This window comes from Enterobacter cloacae complex sp. OE43NF (genome assembly GCF_023544405.1).
GTDB lineage: Bacteria > Pseudomonadota > Gammaproteobacteria > Enterobacterales > Enterobacteriaceae > Enterobacter > Enterobacter cloacae.
In genome coordinates this window covers 24,491-41,872 of record NZ_JAMJFW010000012.1, presented here as the reverse complement: position 1 = coordinate 41,872, position 17,382 = coordinate 24,491, and the positions used below count along the sequence as shown (strand labels likewise).

At 55.1% G+C, this 17,382-nt stretch carries 13 protein-coding genes; 5 read left to right on the top strand and 8 right to left on the bottom strand.

Annotated elements, in window-relative coordinates; all coding sequences use genetic code 11:
- Positions 1-24: 24 nt before the first annotated feature.
- Genes M8370_RS07865 through M8370_RS07835 form a run of 7 tightly spaced genes read right to left on the bottom strand, consistent with a single transcriptional unit; the run spans position 25 to position 11,363 of the window.
- The gene (locus M8370_RS07865) at positions 25-2,196 is read right to left on the bottom strand and encodes a glycoside hydrolase family 2 protein (RefSeq protein WP_250020737.1); all 2,172 of its coding nucleotides are present in this window, start codon (positions 2,194-2,196) and stop codon (positions 25-27) included.
- A complete protein-coding gene (locus tag M8370_RS07860; protein ID WP_250020736.1) occupies positions 2,186-4,861 on the bottom strand; it encodes a hybrid sensor histidine kinase/response regulator in 2,676 nt (891 codons plus the stop codon). Before M8370_RS07860 ends, M8370_RS07865 begins: the two co-directional genes overlap by 11 nt.
- Before the next feature lie 11 nt (positions 4,862-4,872).
- Positions 4,873-5,298, bottom strand: a complete 426-nt coding sequence (locus tag M8370_RS07855) for a globin family protein (RefSeq protein ID WP_045294136.1) — start codon at positions 5,296-5,298, stop codon at positions 4,873-4,875.
- Positions 5,295-6,689 carry a DUF3131 domain-containing protein gene (locus tag M8370_RS07850; protein ID WP_250020735.1) on the bottom strand — a complete coding sequence of 465 codons (1,395 nt, stop codon included), beginning with the start codon at positions 6,687-6,689 and terminating at the stop codon, positions 5,295-5,297. The genes M8370_RS07855 and M8370_RS07850 overlap by 4 nt, the downstream gene beginning before the upstream one ends.
- Positions 6,674-8,176 carry a DUF3131 domain-containing protein gene (locus M8370_RS07845; RefSeq protein ID WP_058679094.1) on the bottom strand — a complete coding sequence of 501 codons (1,503 nt, stop codon included), beginning with the start codon at positions 8,174-8,176 and terminating at the stop codon, positions 6,674-6,676. The genes M8370_RS07850 and M8370_RS07845 overlap by 16 nt, the downstream gene beginning before the upstream one ends.
- A 41-nt stretch (positions 8,177-8,217) precedes the next feature.
- Positions 8,218-9,549: a DUF3131 domain-containing protein gene (locus M8370_RS07840; RefSeq protein ID WP_250020734.1), complete on the bottom strand. Its 1,332-nt coding sequence runs from the start codon at positions 9,547-9,549 to the stop codon at positions 8,218-8,220.
- On the bottom strand, positions 9,546-11,363 hold the full coding sequence (locus M8370_RS07835) for a glycosyltransferase family 2 protein (RefSeq protein WP_161657104.1): 1,818 nt from the start codon (positions 11,361-11,363) through the stop codon (positions 9,546-9,548). Before M8370_RS07835 ends, M8370_RS07840 begins: the two co-directional genes overlap by 4 nt.
- Positions 11,364-11,727: 364 nt before the next feature.
- On the opposite strand from M8370_RS07835, the gene opgC reads away from it, so the two are divergent.
- Genes opgC through M8370_RS07810 form a run of 5 tightly spaced genes read left to right on the top strand, consistent with a single transcriptional unit; the run spans position 11,728 to position 15,749 of the window.
- Positions 11,728-12,861: an OpgC domain-containing protein gene (opgC, locus tag M8370_RS07830; RefSeq protein ID WP_284038866.1), complete on the top strand. Its 1,134-nt coding sequence runs from the start codon at positions 11,728-11,730 to the stop codon at positions 12,859-12,861.
- Between the two features lie 11 nt (positions 12,862-12,872).
- The gene (locus M8370_RS07825) at positions 12,873-13,772 is read left to right on the top strand and encodes a hypothetical protein (protein WP_045294355.1); all 900 of its coding nucleotides are present in this window, start codon (positions 12,873-12,875) and stop codon (positions 13,770-13,772) included.
- A gap of 8 nt (positions 13,773-13,780) precedes the next feature.
- Positions 13,781-15,001: a PP2C family protein-serine/threonine phosphatase gene (locus tag M8370_RS07820; RefSeq protein WP_058679074.1), complete on the top strand. Its 1,221-nt coding sequence runs from the start codon at positions 13,781-13,783 to the stop codon at positions 14,999-15,001.
- Complete coding sequence (locus M8370_RS07815) at positions 14,985-15,323, top strand: STAS domain-containing protein (RefSeq protein WP_045294124.1); 339 nt, start codon at positions 14,985-14,987, stop codon at positions 15,321-15,323. Before M8370_RS07820 ends, M8370_RS07815 begins: the two co-directional genes overlap by 17 nt.
- Complete coding sequence (locus M8370_RS07810; RefSeq protein WP_250020732.1) at positions 15,324-15,749, top strand: ATP-binding protein; 426 nt, start codon at positions 15,324-15,326, stop codon at positions 15,747-15,749.
- A gap of 27 nt (positions 15,750-15,776) precedes the next feature.
- On the opposite strand, the gene M8370_RS07805 is transcribed toward M8370_RS07810, so the two are convergent.
- On the bottom strand, positions 15,777-17,267 hold the full coding sequence (locus M8370_RS07805; RefSeq protein WP_250020731.1) for a UbiD family decarboxylase: 1,491 nt from the start codon (positions 17,265-17,267) through the stop codon (positions 15,777-15,779).
- Positions 17,268-17,382 lie beyond the last annotated feature (115 nt).

The window sequence follows — 17,382 nt, the reverse complement described above, 5'->3', positions numbered from 1 at the left end:
CGGCAATTTTCCTTTTCCCCTCGCTCACTTTATGACGGATTCTGTTCTCTGATTATCTCCGACGGTTTTCCCCGCTTTGTTTTTGATCGTGAATCTGATCAACACCGCGTCCTGACCCACGGGTGTGACCGTAAGCGCTTTTACCATTTTTCCGGAGTCTGCGGCGATCGTCATTGTCATCGTGCCCTTTGCCAGCACCTTATCGCGCTGGGTAACACGCCATATCAGACGGCATTCATTGCACGGTTTCCAGGTGTCATTGATTGCCCAAAGACGCAGGGGCGCCGCTGCGCCGGACATCCACTGCGCAGTGACCGGCTCAATGGAGGGCAGGATGGGCTGATACGCGCGTTTTAATGCGAAATACCCGGCTTTAGGTTTGCGCAAATAGTCCACCACCCCCCAGTTGATAGAGGGCCAGGTTTCTACAAACATGAAATGGAACAGTGCCGTTACCGGCTGGTATCGCTGTCTACGATAGCTCTCTGCCGCCGTGGCCACCAGTTGTGACTGATAGGCCTGCGTATTGTGGATCATCTGTTTAATGTTATTGCCGCGCGCGATGCCGGCAAACTTAAAGGTCTGGAACGGCTGAAAATTATGGTATTTCCAGAGCGTCCAGCCGGGGTCGTCGGCGGCGGTCGTTTTAGGCCACAGATGTGATGCCGGGATAATGGTTTTTAGCGTGGACAGGCGGGGAAGGGCCTGTGCACCGAATTCGGTAATGATACCCGTTTTGGCCGGGGCAAGCAGATCGCGTACGGTACCGAAATACCATCCCGCCCAGTAATGCTCCTCCACGGCGGAAAAACGATGCACAATGCGGGAGGTATCTTCGGCAAGCGTATCCGCGACTTTTTGCGTGAGGTCGCGATTAAGGTTTTTGTTCCAGTCCGGGAAGCGTTTTTCCATCCAGGGTGAATTCCAGGGCGGTTCGTTATGACCGCCCCAGACGATGATGGCGGGAGAATTACCGAACTGTTCGATCATCTCGCGAGTCTGGCGAACCGCATTTTTCGTAAAGGCCTCGCTGTTGTCGTAGCCCCACTGCAGCGGAACATCCTGCCAGATTAGCATTCCCATCTCATCGGCAACCTCATAAAGCGCGCGACCCGCCACGTGTCCGTGTACGCGTATGGCGTTGGCGTTCATGGTCTTGACCAGACGAAGATCGCGACGGTATTTCTCGCGCGTCATGGTGCTGAGCCACGGGGAGCCGATGTAATTGCTGCCCTTAATAAACAGGCGTTTATCGTTAATAAGCCAGCCTGTGTTACCCGGCTGTTCTACTATCTTGCGCAGTCCGGTGCGGGTGACAGCCGTATCCATTAACCCGGTTTTATCGCGTAATGAGGCGCGAACCGTATACAGGTGTGGCTTCCCTGTGCCGACCGGCCACCAGAGTTTTGCCCCCGTCATGGGCAGCGTAACCTGCACGGAATGGGCGTTGCTTTTGAGGGTGACCGGAAAGTCAGCCTCAAAGCGTTTGCCGTTGAAGTTGGCGGGGGTTGCGGTAAGCCGCACGGTAGCGCGTTCCGACTGGAGGGCGCGATAGCGTATCTCAGCCTTTAACGCCGGATGCGTCAGTCCCTGCGTCCAGTCGGGGCGCAGAATAATGTCATCAATGGTGGCTCCCCGGCTAAGATGCAGTCTGACCGGTGCCCAGATGCCGCCAGAGTTCGCATCCTGACCTTCAGGTGACCACGCCCCGCCTGGACGAGTGTCATGCTGATTAAGAATCCCCTTCATGGCGGTTTTATGCAGAGGCCAGACCGTCTGCGGATCTTCGAAGGGGCTATCAACCCTAATTATAAGCTTGTTGTGACGTTGTAACGCTCCGGTGGCATCCAGCGAAAAGCGCTGGAAATAACCCTCATGCTGGCCCAGTGACTGGCCGTTTAATGTGACATCGGCCAGGTAGTCGACACCGTTAAACACCAGGGTGGTCATGATATCGGGCGGTTGAGCGGGGAGGGTAAAAGCGTGGCGATACCACAACGCCCCCTGATGATCGTACCCGGCGCTATACCAGTTGGCAGGTACGTTCAGTTTACGCCAGCCTGCCCCGGCAGACTGGGGGTTATCGTTGGCGTCCTGAACCTGCCATACACCCGCAAGAGACCAGCTTATCGGTACTGAAGTTGCCATCACCGAGGGGGTCAACAATGCAAAAAGCAGCGTGCAGTTACGAATCATGAATAACATTTACCCCACGATTGGCGAGCCAGGCCATCAGGCGCCGTGATTCCTTATGAAGTTTGGCATTCAGCATCGCAAGCTGTTGCGTCTCCAGCGTATGCGCTTCGCTCTCCAGCACCTGCAGTTGCTGTGCGAGACCCCGGAAGTCCAGCGTGACGGCTTCGCCGCGCAGTTTATGGGCCGCACGGCGCAGCGTTTCACGGTCATCACGGTTGATAGCCCGGGAGATGGCTTTCACGGCCCCATCCAGTTCTTCACCAAACAGGGTCAGAAGTTCCTGGACCAGGGCGGGATCGTCAGCGCACTGGTTCAGCAGGCGAGCTTCATCGGGAAAGTCCAGTGAATCTTCGCGCTGAAGAACGCGGGCAATCTCTTCAGCAAGACGTTCCTGGCTGATGGGTTTGGCAATATAGCCATCGAATCCCATATTGAGACAACGCTCTTTATCCCCCTGCATAGCGTGTGCGGTCATGGCGACGGTTGGCTGAGCAGGGCCGGGTAGGGTCTGTTCCTCTTCCCGAAGCCGTCGAATGGCGGTTTCACCGTCCATTTCGGGCATCTGAAGGTCGATCAACAAAACGTCCCATTCTCCCGAACGCCAGCGTTCAAGCAGAGTGAGTCCATTGTCGACGATCTGACAGCTATGGCCGAGGCGTTCAAGCAGCCGTGCTGCCACCTTCTGATTGACCAGATTATCTTCAGCCAGCAGGATGCGTAGCCCCTTACGACCCGATGACGCGACTGGCACGGGGAGGGCTTCACTCATTAGCTTCGGCAACCGCTCAAAGGCTGCGGCAATGGCCTGATGCAACTCGTCCTGCGCGATGGGTTTATGCAGATAGTGTTTGATACCAATCCGTTTCAGCATATTGCTGTCAAAATGTCGGCTCATGGAGCTCAGCATGATGATATGACTCTCCGCTGTCTGCGGCAGAACTGAAAGCTCCAGCGCCAGAGAAACCCCGTCCATTTCAGGCATTTGCGCGTCCAGCAGTATTAACGGCCAGGCGGGCCCCGCTTTAACCCGATGTATCGCCTCGCTGGCTTTATTGACGCAGGTGGGTTTCAGCCCCATCTGGCTGAGCATTGCGGCCAACAATCGCAGATTCGTTTGGTTATCATCGACCACAAGCACCGGCTCCCCGCTAAACCGTTTGCTGTACGGCCGTTCTTCCGGGGCCAGAGGCTGCGTCGCCAGCGGTAGCACGAATGTAAACTCGCTGCCTTTACCCGGTTCGCTGGTCACGGTTAACTCACCCCCCATCGCCGCAACCAGCCGCGCAGAGATAGTCAATCCAAGCCCCGTACCTCCATAGCGACGAGTTGTTGAATTGTCCGCCTGGCTGAAGGCTTCGAAAATGGCATTCTGTTTATCCGCCGGTATACCAATACCGCTGTCACGCACCCGAAAACGCCAGCGATGCTCGCCATCTTCCGGCTCAATAATCAGCATGACTTCCCCCTGGTGGGTAAATTTGAGCGCATTTCCCAGCAGATTGGTGAGGATCTGACGTAGCCGTGCGCCATCCACCAGCAGTACGTCGGGAACGTCAGGCGCTATATCAACCAGAAGCTCAATCCCTTTTTCACTGGCACCCGGCATGTGCGGACGAATAAGCGACTGAATAAAGGGGCGCACGGAAACCGGCTCTGTCTCCAGTTCCACTTTGCCGGCTTCGATACGCGAGAAATCAAGAATGTCGTTAATGATGTGCAGCAAAGACTGGGCAGAACTCATCACCAGCGTAAGGTAATCACGCTGATCGGCGTCAAGAGGGGTATCAAGGCACAGTTGCGTCATGCCAATAATGCCGTTCATAGGCGTGCGAATTTCATGACTCATATTGGCTAAAAATGCACTTTTTGCCTCATTCGCCTTTCTGGCCTCCCGGGCGGCATTGATCGCCAGTATTTCGGCCTCTTTACGCCGGGTAATATCCTGTAGTGTACCAATGACCCGCTCAGCGTTGCCCCCGATGGAGAGCGTCACCACCTGGCCGGACAACAGCATCCAGCGTAACCCTTCTGTGGGGTGATGAACGCGGATTTCACATTCGAAGACCGGACGGTGGTCCTGTTTTGAGGCCTGCAGTGCCTTGCGCAGCGCAGCGCGATCGTCCTCATGAACCTGATTGAGCAAAAAACGCACCGGATAATGCCACCGCGTGCGTGACTGACCGAGCATGGACAGCAGCGTGTCGTTCACCTGTAAAGTGTCACCAGAAACCTGCCAGTCCCAAATTCCGATATGAATGGATTCCGCCGTGAGCAGAAAATCGTCATGTAGCCGGTGGCGCGACCGCTGCGCTTCGTCAAGCTCCGTGATATCACTATGCAGACTGACGATACTGCCGTCCGCAAGCCGCTGATGTTGAACAAAAATGCGTCGTTGACCAGCCTGTCTGACTTCACAATGTTTATCCTGCCGACAGTTGCGAACGATGGATTCACGCAGCGTTTGACGAAGGCCTGGATCGACGTTGTAAACAGCGTCAATGAAACGTTCTGCCAACTCTTTAAGAGGCGTACCTGCTTTCAGCCACGGAGTGATGACCGGATAAAACAGGGCAACGCTGTGATTCCAGGCCACCAGGTGTTCATTGCGGTCATAAATCATGACCGCAGCCGGGAGCGCGTTAAGATCATAGTTAAATGAAGGCATTGTCATGCTCCTTACGCCCGGTAATGCAGTTCTGCCTGTCGGCGCAGGTATTCCAGCCCGGGCGCAATTGCCATCGCCCATGCCGTCAGGATCTCATCGTCGCATTGCGGATCGCGCAGGCTCACCGTGTTGAGCATCGCTTCCCGCCAGAGGGCAAAAAAACGCGGCGGAAGGTGCAAGCCGTCATCGCTTTGCTCCCGCGCCAGGCGCTCAAGAAAATCCGGCACAATCAGGGCGCCATCTACCGCCAGCATGGCGAAGAAACTTTTAAACAGGGTTTGCTGGCCTTCCTGATCCGGCAGACGGGCAAAATGTGCTTCCGTCTCAGGTGACATATGCACGAAAGCGTCGTAGAACGTCTCGAAAAACGCCGTTTTTTCATTATCCGGGAAGACGCGGTTCAGGCTGGATTCAAACAGATCGCGGTAGAATTTCACGGCGTCCTCCTTATGGCGTTTTCACCCGGCAGACAACGTCCCGGGGGGGCATATTCATCTGCCAGACGGTGGGTAAAGTAGCTCTCTTTCCTTGACTGGCGGGTATCAAAGAGAGGCCCGGCGTTATGCTTAAAGAAAAGGGCTTCCAGCACCATGGCATTGGTGGAGAGGGTGAGGGCAGCATTGGTATCGCCCGTGGCTTCAAGGCGGCCTTCATACCAACCTCTTTGCGGATCGTTAAGGTGTTTTGTGACTGACATCAGCTCGTCGGTGTAAGGGGTATCCCACAAGGCCCACAGCGTAAAGACCGCTTTGGTCGACACCTGCGCGAACCGGGTGTAGTCCCGGCCATCATCGCCTATTGAGTTCCAGGCATAACCATTTCCCCAGACGGTATCCTGTATATGCCAGGGGGCCTGTGAGAGCGCGAAATCAGCACGCGCTGTCAGGATTTTATCGATCTCCCAGCGGGTCTTCTGACTCAGCCAGACGTTTTCTGCTTGCTTACGCAGACGCTTTTGTCGTTCGGCCGTCACGCCATCGGGTTCCCAGCCAAACTCCAGACCTGGCAGCATGTAGGGAAGAGTGGTAATCAGGGAGGGCTGCCACGTGGTGCGCGGATCGCGGGCATCCACGGCCAGCCGCCGCTGCGCGATGATGACGTGATGTACCGGCGGCGTAAACGCCTTCTCCGCTGAAAATCCCCACAGATGAAACGCCGTCGCGGCATATTCGCTTTCGCCCAGACGCAGCTCCTCACGCACCACCGGCTGGCCATTCTGCAGGGAAGATGACCACAGTTCGCCCTCGTTATCGATGACCGGACAGAAATTCCACCGCAGAATGATTTTGTCCAGATACTCACCATATTGCGGCTCACGCTCTGCAGTGAGGCGCAGAGCGAGCATCAGGCGAGCCATGTCCCGGGCAGACCAACCCTGTCTGACCGGGTTGCCGCTAAAATCGATAAGCGTTGCTGTCTGGCTGGAATAGAGCCGCCCTGGTGTACGGGTATCGGTCAGCATCAGACGGTTGAGTGTCCCCATCAGTCGGGTTAAGCGGGCGTCATACTCGGCATCCTGAATCAACCCCAGCTCTTTTGCTGAGAGCAGCGCGATAAGTGTATCGCCCATTTGCCAGAGCGTGACGCGCGGCTGTTTGTCGCTTCCGTTGACCAGCCCGGTTTGTGGCTGGGTATTGTTGACGAAATAGCGCCAGGCAATTGCCGCCCATTTCTGCTCTTCCGGCGTCAGGGTGGCGAGGCGAGCAGTGGAGTGCCAGCCACCGTTTATCAGCCAGCGCCAGCCAGCCCCCTGATGGCCAAACAGGGCAAAAACCGCTACGCCTGCGAGGAGTAATCCCGCGAGCCCTCTGGCTAAGGTTTTAAGCATTGCGCAGTCACCGGAGGCAGTTTAACAGGCTCGTCCGCGCTGCAGGATGCGCACTGACAAGCCTGACAGGCGGGTTTGGTGCGCAGCGTGACGCCGGTCCGGTCGCACCAGCTTTTTACTGCCGGTGTGCTGGTAAGGAACGGTCGGCTACGCAGCGCGTTGTTCTCTTCAAACTGATCCAGCAGCTTTTGATCCCAGAGTGACGGGGCAAAATCCTTGCTCTTCGGGTTGTCGGTATTGAAGGCCAACAGTTTTCCCTCTTTTTTGAATAACAACGCCTCCAGCATGATGCCGTTATTGTTCGCGGTGAACTCTTTGATCGGCCCGTCACCATTTTCATACAGGCCTTCGTAGTAGCCTTTTCCCTCTTCGTTTGCATTCTCAATGGTATTCAGCAGGCGGTCCGTGTAGGGCGAGTTCCACAATACCCACATCCCCAGCGCCGCTTTCAGTGAAATCGCGGCAGCGCCAGGGACGAACTGGCCTTTATCGGTGATGGTGTTCCAGTTAAAACCATCGCTGAATACGGTGTCATAGACGAAATATGGGGGTTTATCGAGCTGGTGTTCAGAGCGGGCAGTGAGGACGCCGGTGATGGTATAGCGGTTCTCCTGTGCCTGATAAACGCGGTCGGCAAAGTTCTTCATCCATGTCAGGGAGTAGTCGCGGGGCGCGTTATCCCGGTCGGTCGGTTTATCGAAGCCGAACTCCAGCCCGTAAAGCAGGTAAGACTCCGTCACAACATAGTTATGTTGAGATGTGTTACGCGGGTCGCGTGTATCATAGGGAACGAGTACGCAGTAAATTTCGGCCAGCTCATAAGGCTGCGGGCGACTGGCTTTACAGGTATTAAAACCCCACAGCTGGAAACCCGCCGCGCCGTACTCTTCATAGCCCAGTCGACCTTCCTGAACATATTTGGGCTGGCCATTTTCCAGATAGGCACCATACAGGGTACCGCAGGGATCAATCACATGGCTGAAATCCCATCCCAGTACCACGTTATCTATGCTGTTGCCATATTCCGGGTAACGCTCTTTGATAATTTTCAGCCAGACCAGCATCCGTCCGATATCCAGGGCCGAGAAGCCAATTTCACCGGGCTTGTTGGTATAGTCCACTTTCTGGCCGCTGATGGTGTTATACGCTTTGTTTGGCAGCTCGTTGCGGAACAGCACCAGCGTGTTTAGCGTGGCGAGAAACTTCAGCATTCTGCGATCGAATTCTGCTTTATCAATGATCCCCAGTTCACGCGCCGCCGTCATGGCAGCCAGATAGGATGCGCTGTCCCACATCGTGGTAGAGGGATATTTATTGACCGCATTCACCAGGCCCGTCGTGGGCTGATAATTCGCCACAAAATACTGCCAGGCATTTTTCGCAATGGTCATCTCTCTGACCGTCAGCTCTCCACTGCGCGGGGCGTAATTCGATGCTGGCAGCCCGGTTTCCGCACGCACGGTCGATAATGCCAGCCAGCAGATCATTATTCCCGTCAGCAGGTGAAAGAAGATCAGGGATCGTGGCTTCATGGCGTTGCTCCTGCAGAAGTGGATGGCCGTGGGGCCGTGTAGAGACAGGCCAGACAGAGCATCTGGCCATGCGCGATATAAGACAGGCTTTCCAGCACAATGGCATTGGTATCCGCATCTACGACGGAATTAACGCTATTGTTGAGATTTAATCCTCTTTGCCAGCCTTTGCCCGGCACCTGAAGCGACTCTACCTGCTGGCGCAGCGCTTCACTCCAGCTATTACGAAACAGGGCATACCAGGCAAACGCAGAACGGGTTGAGGTAATGGCTACCTTCTCCGGTGCTTCGTCGCGCAAGGCGCGTGCCTGTACTGGCTGTCTGTCTGGCAGGTCGGTAACATAATCCGGTGCCGGTTCGGCATAATCCGTGCTGACAGGCGGTTTTGGTGTACGGAGGTGGTGGCGACGCTGCTGAATTTGCATAATTCGCCACGCGATTTCCGCGCTCTGGGCATCAAAACCCAGCTCAAGACCGGTTAACAGATAGGGCAGGCTGATCAGAGAGGTCTGCTTGCCCCAGGGCGTACGTAACCCTTCATCGGGGACCATGATGCCATCCAGGTCGATCATCTTTTGCCCTTGAGGCGGGTTGGTGACCGCGAGGCCCGCTGCACTGTCAATCAAACGCAGGGTATGGCTGGCATAGAGTCGATAGCCAAAGCTGTCCCGCTGTTCATCGGCAGTCAGCGTCCAGTGATGAAGCGGCACGGCCGCCTGGCTTTGAGTGTTATTTTCAATCAGCGAGCCGGTACGCCAGTGGCTAAACACATCACTAACCGCCGCGGCGTGCTGAGGGTAGCGCCACAGGAGAGTCTGAAGTGCCGTCAGCAGGCGGCTGAGCCCTATGGGCGAGGCGTCTGATTTGCCGAGGATCTTCAGCGTGTCCGCATGATAATAGGCGGCCGGGAGCCCTTTATCATTGAGCGGTAGCGCCCCCAGCGTGAACAGGGCGGCGCCGATCCGCTCGTCAAACTCGTCGGTGGTAATAATATTGAGTTGCTGTGCAGCGATGGTCGCAAAGAGATAGCTTCCCACGCTCCAGAGGCTTAGCCATGGCTCACCGTCGCTGGCGTTCGCCAGCCCGTTTGGCTGGGTATTATTCACGTAATACTGCCATGCCACCCGCGCCCAGATGGCTTCGTTATAGGTCAGTTCGCGTGTCGCAGGCAGTGGAGGGAAATCTTTACTGAGCGCAATGCCGCCGCTGCTTTCCACACGCGAAGGCATTTGTTTCTCAACCCACACCACAATGGCAAAACCGAGCAGGAACCCCAGCAAAATTGTCAAATAACTGCGCGCAGAAAGCAGGGCATCGCGTCGTCTCATTGGCTGACCTCTCCCTCTTCAGCTGGCGTCCACATGGCCGCGAAAATCAGAGGGAGCATGGCGGCGATATTGACCGCCCCCCAGAAAATATTGATGACGTAACCAGATGGATCGTCAACCTGGCCGCGAGCGACCTGGATTCCTCCCCAGAGAAGCCCCGCCAGGGTCAGTACCACGATGGCAATCTGCGGCTTCACCAGATAGAGAAAACGGCCGGTTTGCCTCTCTTTCGGCGTAACATGAAACTTGATTTGTTCGCCTCGCAGCACGGTGTTGAGCGCGCGCAGATTCATGGAAAAGAAGGAGAGGTAAGAGGCCCTGCCGTCCCAGGCCGAAATTCCCCAGGTGCCGAACATAAAGGCCAGCTCAGAGAGGATAAAAAAGGGCAGAAAGTGGAGATAGAACGGCGTCGACCAGGCTGAAACCGGTGGAATGCCGGTGAACAGGTAAATGATGGGCGAAATCAAAAACACCGTGTTCCACACGCAGGCCAGATAAGACCAGAAGGTTGTGGCGTACATCAGCGTCTGAGGGAGAGAAAGCTTAAAGCGGCGGCGACTGAAGATATTGTCATGGAACAAAATATCCAGCGAACCGGCGGCATACTTAAAGCGCTGGATCATCCAGGTCAGCATATCCTGCGGGGAGAGCATTTTCGATTCAACGCGCGGGTGCATGACCGAACGCCAGCGTCTTGCGGCATCACCGTGCAACAAAATTGAGGTATAGATATCTTCCGATACGTGGAATTTGTAGGGCGTTAATTCGGTGTCAAATGCCACGTGCGGACGCATCGCATTCTGCAAGGCTTCCCGCGTTTCTTCGTCACGGATATCCCGGGTATGGCGATGGATCTCCTCTTCAACAGACCAGGCATAGCTTCTCAGTGCGGCCTGCATTACGGCCTCACGGCGATGAATGGAGGCCGCTCCACAGCAGAATGCCGCATTGGCCCAGTTGCGGCGTCGCAGGATCACGTCATAGAACATGCGCGGGTCGTTGAAAAACGGATCGCGGCCAAGGGTCACCGGGCCAACCAGCTTCTGGATCGCCCAGCCCAGGCCATAGCCAACTTTCCCGGCTTTACGGTGTCCCCAGTGTGACAAATTTTCGCCTTCAGGGAGGTCGAAGAACCATTGGGGTGTCTGTACCCAGGCGACATCGGGGTCGCGAAAATAGCCGAGCGTATGGCTGAGAAGAGTAGGGAAGACCCGGGTATCGGCATCGCAAATAACAATGAAGTCGCCGTCGGTTTGCTCAAGGCCGTTGCGCAGATTGCCGGCCTTAAAGCCGATGTTAGTCTGGCGACTGATGTAATTGACGCCTTCCTCTTCGCAGACGGCTTTCATATCCGGACGGCGGCCGTCATCAAGCACGTGGATCCGGTAGTCAATCGGGAAAGGGTAATCCATCTTCAGCGCATCCTGAATGGAGAGCCGTACCAGCTCGGTGTCTTCGGAATAGGTTGCGATGAATAAATCCACTTTAACAGGACGCGGTTCCGTGGCCTCCTCGGGCGACAGACAGGCGTTAATATCGCTGGGAGGGGGACTTTGCGGTGGATCCTCTTCTTTCCACAAATTGATGGTAAACAGCACGGTTCCGATCCATGCCAGGGTTTCGGCGAGAACCAGCGGAATGGCATACCACAAGGCATCGGTATTCAGGGAGGCGGTCCAGCGCCAGTAAATATAATTTGCGCCCAGTATGAGCGCCGCGACCGCTAACACCTGCCAGGTCATCATGACCCAACGTGGCGTTTTTAACGGTTCCGGAGGTTGACGATGTTCAAAACGGGAAAAATAAAAATCCATAGATCCGGCTTTCCTGATTCCGTGAAAATGCAGCCCCATTCTGCGGCGCAGACAGTTACCCGAAGGCCAAAGAAAAAGCGATTGAACGAAATTTAAGGTAAGTGTAGAACGCCGAATAAAAGTGTCCAGCCATGCACATGAGTAATATTTAGCATGGGTTAATTGGATGTAAATTTTGCTTAATCCATTTTCTCTGCCAGGGAGAAATTGCGGTTACTATTTCTATAGGCTATCTACTTTATTTAGAACTTTATTTTCGCTTCCTGGTAAAGGACACCCTATGAGCCATATTGCGCCGTCGCTCGCGCAAGAAGATAAATCAAAATCAACAACATGACGGTATGCCGTTGCAGGTGCACGAGACCTGAGAATCGACTTTATGCGCGGTATTGCCCTCGTCATGATGGTCGTCGCACATACGGAAGTGATGTCAGTATTTAATATATTTTCCTGGGAGCGTTTCGGATTAACCACCGGCGCAGAGGGTTTTGTGATTCTCTCAGGTTTTATGTTGGGCATGCTCAACCGTGCTCGCCTGCAAAAAGTGGTATTACTTACGGTGTCATGGGGGCTTTATCTCCGGGCGTGGAAAATATATCGCGTAAATATCATTATCATAGTGTCATTTATTCTTCTGGCATGGGTTCCCAATATTACTCTTTTCGAGGTTACCCATTTTACCGATCGCTTTTCGGGTGAAAGCTGGTCGCTTTATCCGGTGACACCGCAAATAAAAGAGACCTGGTTCAATATCATTCTCTATTTGCAGATTGGCCCCCATCAGACTCAAATTCTTGGGCTATATATCTTTTTATTGCTCTTTAGCCCTCTGTTTTTAGGGATGTTGCAGAAAGGGAAGGTCTGGTGGCTGCTGGGGCTGTCGCTGCTGGTGTACAGCCTGTGGCAGCGTTGGCCGCTGCGGCTGACGCCAGCGGAATTCGAATTCGCTTTTCCGCTGCTGGCCTGGCAGTTCATTTTCGTGCTGGGCATGGCGTGCGGCTGGTACAAAGCCGAATTACTCTCTTTTGCCCGCACGCCGGCAGGTAAAGTGGTGGTGGTTGCGCTGGTGATGGTATCACTTGTTCTGGGGTTTGTTGCGCAGAACCATACCAACCCGTTTATGCCGCCTGCGCTGCTGTTGCATGTGATTCCATCTGACACCTTCAACACGTTTTATCACACCTGGGCTGCAAAAAATGGGCTGGGTCCGGTGCGGGTATTAAACGATATCGCGCTGATGGTTACCGTCTATCTGGTGCTGACCTGGTGGTGGGTGCCGCTCAACAAAATGTTCGGATGGTTTCTCATTCCGTTAGGCCAGCACTCGCTTTATACCTTTATTTTGCATGTGTACGTGGTGTTGCTGGTGAGTCAGTTCATTACGTTCGATTTATGGCGTCACGCCTGGACAGAAAACACGTTAGTGCATGCTGCGGCACTAGGCATACTGTGGCTCATGGCGAAATATAACGTCGCCGCACGCTGGATACCTAACTAAGGATGGCGGTTATGCGCGAGAAATGGCTTCTGGCGGGCGTGCTGCTCGCCGCAACATCTTCCGCAGATGCGGCACAAAGTAATGAAAATGACACCCTGCGCGATAAAAACGGCGAACCGGTACAGGCTGGCGTATTTACCAGTCGATGGGGGCGCCTGTTTTCGGGTAATGACAAAAAATTCTCAGGTGCCCTGAGTTTCAGTTCGGGGCTGAAAGAGCAGTGGATGAGCATTCCAAACAGCTCAGACAGCGCCACACAAAAGCGAAAAATTAACCAGACGCTGAATCTCAGCCTGCAGTATTCGCCCTATAGCTTCTGGTTTGCCAACATTACCTCCCGACTGCCGGTCAGGGATACCAGTCGCTACACCGCAGATTTTCGTTACAGTTTTGGCTATGACGACTGGCATGCTAATACGGTTAGCCTTGTGTACAGCAACTACGGTGATAATCACTTCTGGACGCCTGGTAGCCGACGACATACCTACTTCGAGCAGGGGGCGGTGACTCTCGCCTATAAGTTTTCCTTACCGAAGCCGATAGAAAAATCGCTTCTGATCAACAAAGGCGACTCTATTATCTGCCAGGCAGGGTACAGTTGGGTCCCACGTTACTATGACCTTAGCAGCGATGACATTCGCAAAAATAAAAATGTATTCCTCGGCGGCTGCGGTTACACCTTTAAACAGCATTTCTTTATTCGGGCAACGGCATTCTGGTTCCCCGACAGCAGTCAGCAACAACCCTGGAACGGCGATTACAGCTACAGCTTTGGTTATGCAGGCTATACGCCGGGTTCGTTCTCCGTCCAGTACGCGAACTACTCGGGGACACGCTACCCTGGCCACAGTAACGGGAATGCTAAGTTCCGCGAAGGCACCGTCAGCCTTATCTGGTTCTTACCGCTATAGGGGGATGCATGTCAGCGCTGCACGTTTTAATCGTTGAAGATTCGCTGATTTATCGTCGTTTACTCTCCCGGATGCTCACCCAGTGGGGCTACATCGTGAGCGAGGCGGAGAATGGCGTCGCCGCGCTGGAGATATTGGCCAGCGAGCCCGTCAGCATGGTGATCAGCGACTGGGAAATGCCCGTGATGGACGGGCTCGCTCTGTGCAAGGCGATCCGTAGTCGCGAATGGGGTCACTACGTTTACGTCATCCTGTTAACGGCGCGCGAGAACACGGGCGATTTGACGCAGGGTTTTCATGCCGGGGCCGATGATTTTTTGAGTAAGCCCGTCGAGCAGGCAGAGCTACGGGCACGGTTACACGCAGGAGGGCGCATTTTGACGCTGGAAGCGACGCTCGCCGCGCACAATAAGCGTCTGAGCGAGGCCTTACACCAGCTTGAACAGGATCTTGAGCTGGCGGCGCGTGTCCAGCACTCCGTGCTGCCTTCGCACCGCTTACGTTATGGCAATTACTTTTCCGACTGGCTTTTCTTACCCTCAGCCTGGGTCTCGGGCGACGTCTTTAATATTTTTGCGCTCGATTCCCATCTGGGTTTTTATTGCGTCGATGTTTCCGGTCACGGCGTAGGCGCGGCGATGATGTCCCTCGCGGTTGCGCGCCAGTTTTTACATGGCCGGGTGGTGGACCGGTTCTTGTTTACCGAAGCGGGCGGGGTTCAGTCTCCCGCTGAGGTGATCAGAATTCTGAATAGCCGGTTTTGCAGTGAAGAGAACGACATCACCAGCTATTTCACCATTATCTACGGGGTAATCGATCCTGCAACGGGTCAGGGATTGTTGTGTCAGGCAGGGCATCCTACCCCCGTAATTGTGAATGCAGACAGTGCCGTCACCGCCGTGGGTGACGGCGGACCGCCTGTAGGGCTGATCCCCGATCTCAGCTGGGACGATGTGGCGTTTACCCTCAATCCAGGGGATCGCTTATGCTTATTCAGTGACGGGATCACGGAATGTGAGAATGTCGAGGGCGAGCAGTTTGGCCCGCAACGTCTCCAGCGCTGGCTTCATCAGCACGCCCGTTTGCCTGTTGATGAACTGTTATCACAGTTTGGTCAACACCTGACCGACTGGCGTAACGCACATCGCGATGAACCGACCGCCTTAACTGACGATGTTTCACTATTAGTAATTGAGCGGCAGGGAGAACAGAATGATGATGAACACTGAACGATTACCGCATGCCAACGTACTTACGCCGGCGGTCCGGCGGCTGGATGCCTCCGTTGCGGCAGCGTTTAAAGCCACTGTGACGGAAGAAATTGGCAGCGATCGTAAAGCCCTGATTGTCGACTTTAGCAAAGTAGATTTCATCGACAGCAGCGGGCTGGGGATGCTGGTGTCGTTGTTCAAGTTGATGAATGGCAAAGGCGAAATGGCGCTATGCTCCCTGAACCCAGGGATCATGAATATGTTCACTCTGACCCGGATGGATCGCATATTTCGCATCTATCCGGATAAAAGCACCGCGCTTGCGCAGCTGGGGCAGTAAATGCAGACGCAGGAGCAGGCAGAATTTCCGGCGGTGCTCGGCTCGCTGACGCCGCTGGCAAGCTGGCTGGAAGAGAGGCTATGCGCGCTTACCGTTGATGATGAATGGCGTTTCGCGCTCGATCTCGCCGTCTGTGAAGTGGCGACGAATATCATCCGGCATGCGTTGCATGAGGATCCCTCAAGCGCATTCCGCGTGCGGTTCGACATCCGCGACAGCGACGTCTGCCTTATCTTTACCGACGCAGGTGAGGCGTTCCCGCAGGAGCGGCTTGATGCCGCCAGACGAGACCGATTTTGTGAAACATCGCCATTGCTGGAGAGCGGCAGAGGGTTGATGCTGATTTTGCTGAGCGTCGATCGTTTTACGGTGGAGCGCGTGGCGGGCGAGAATATCGCCACGCTTGAAAAGAAAATAAGCGTATGACCCGATGACCATACGCGTGCTGTGGGACTATTGCTTATTCGTCGCAAACAGCTCCGGCGCCCACGGTGTGGGATCAACCTCCATGAACGGCGCCCGTTCAAACCGCGCCTTCAGCGCCCACGGCACCGTGCAGTCGAAGATAGTCTTGCAGGAAATGCCGTTTCCACGGATCGAGGTGCTGTAATCCGGCGACTGCGACGGATCCAGCTGGTGGCCGCGGATCCCCGGAAGCGTGGTAATGCTCACATCGCCCTGCATGCGGGTGGTCATTGCCCACAGGATATCGTCGCTGTCGAAGATATCCACGTCTTCATCCACGAGGATAATGTTTTTCAGCTCGGAATAGGTGGCCAGGGCGATAAGTGCCGCCTGGCCCTGACGTCCTTCGTCTGACGGCTGGCGTTTTTTCACCTGTAAAATGCCGAGAAATTTACCGCCTCCGGCGGTGTGGGCGTAAACGTTTTGCAGAAAGCCGGGAATGGCCTCTTCGACCGCGTTGCGAATGCTGGCCTCGGTCGGCAAACCGGCAAGCGTGGTGTGCTCTTCGCCCGGGCCCACCAGCGTCTGCAGGATCGCGTGGTTTCGCATCGTCACGGCTTTCACTTTGATCACCGGCAGAGACGGATTCGCCTCGCCGCAGTAGCCCGGGAACTCCGGCATGGCGTGGCCGGTGTTGGTGTGCTGATCTTCTCTTACGCGCACGCCGGGAAGCAGTTCGCCCTCGATGATGATTTCCGCCCGCGCGATCGCTTTCTCTTTTACAGCCACGCCCTGTACCAGTTCCACCGGTTGCTGGCGTAATGCCCCGGCGATGCCAAGCTCGTTGTAACCGAATGGCGTGGTTGGCGCTTCGAAACAGGCCCCAATGTAGATAGCCGGGTCAAGTCCCATATTGATGGTTACCGGCAGCGGTTTGCCCGCCGCTTCGGCCTTCTTGCGAAAGACTTCGATATGGCGACCGGCGGCAAGGAACATAGAGAGTTCATCTCGCTCCTGCACACAGAGACGGTGAATGGTCACATCGGTCAGCGAGGTATCTTCCGGATCGCTTGCCAGTACCAGCCCCAGACAGAAGAACGGGCCTGCATCAATCGGCGTGTTGGTCGGAGCCGGAAGCAGCTTACGCAGGTCAAAGTCCGGATCCTCGGCGTAAAAGACCTGTTCCTGGCACGGTGCCTGCGAGGCCGGAACCACCACCGGTGCAACGGGGTTTTTCACCGCCTGACCAACGTGCTGCGCCAGCTTCGAGGGTTCACAACCCAGCAGAAGCGCCGCTCTTTCCCGGCTGGCGTGCATACCTACCAGGATGCGGGAGCCGGGGTAGCCCTTCACGCTATTGAACATCATGGCCGGGCCCGTGCGAGTGGGGCGTTTTACGGTACCGCCCGCGCCGATATGGCGGTAGACGCCCGCCAGTTCAGCATTGGGATCTACCGGGTGATCGGTTTCGATATAGTGACCTGGATGGCGTTGCAGCAACGCGATGGCGCTTCTGAGATCGTTAATGGGGTTTTGCATGTTTTTCTCCCTTAATGGCTGACCTCCATTGTTGGGCGAACGACAGATAGCATCAATTGCATCATTGATGCTATTTTGATAAGAATTTTGTTATCAAATTTCGCGGGACTTCGTC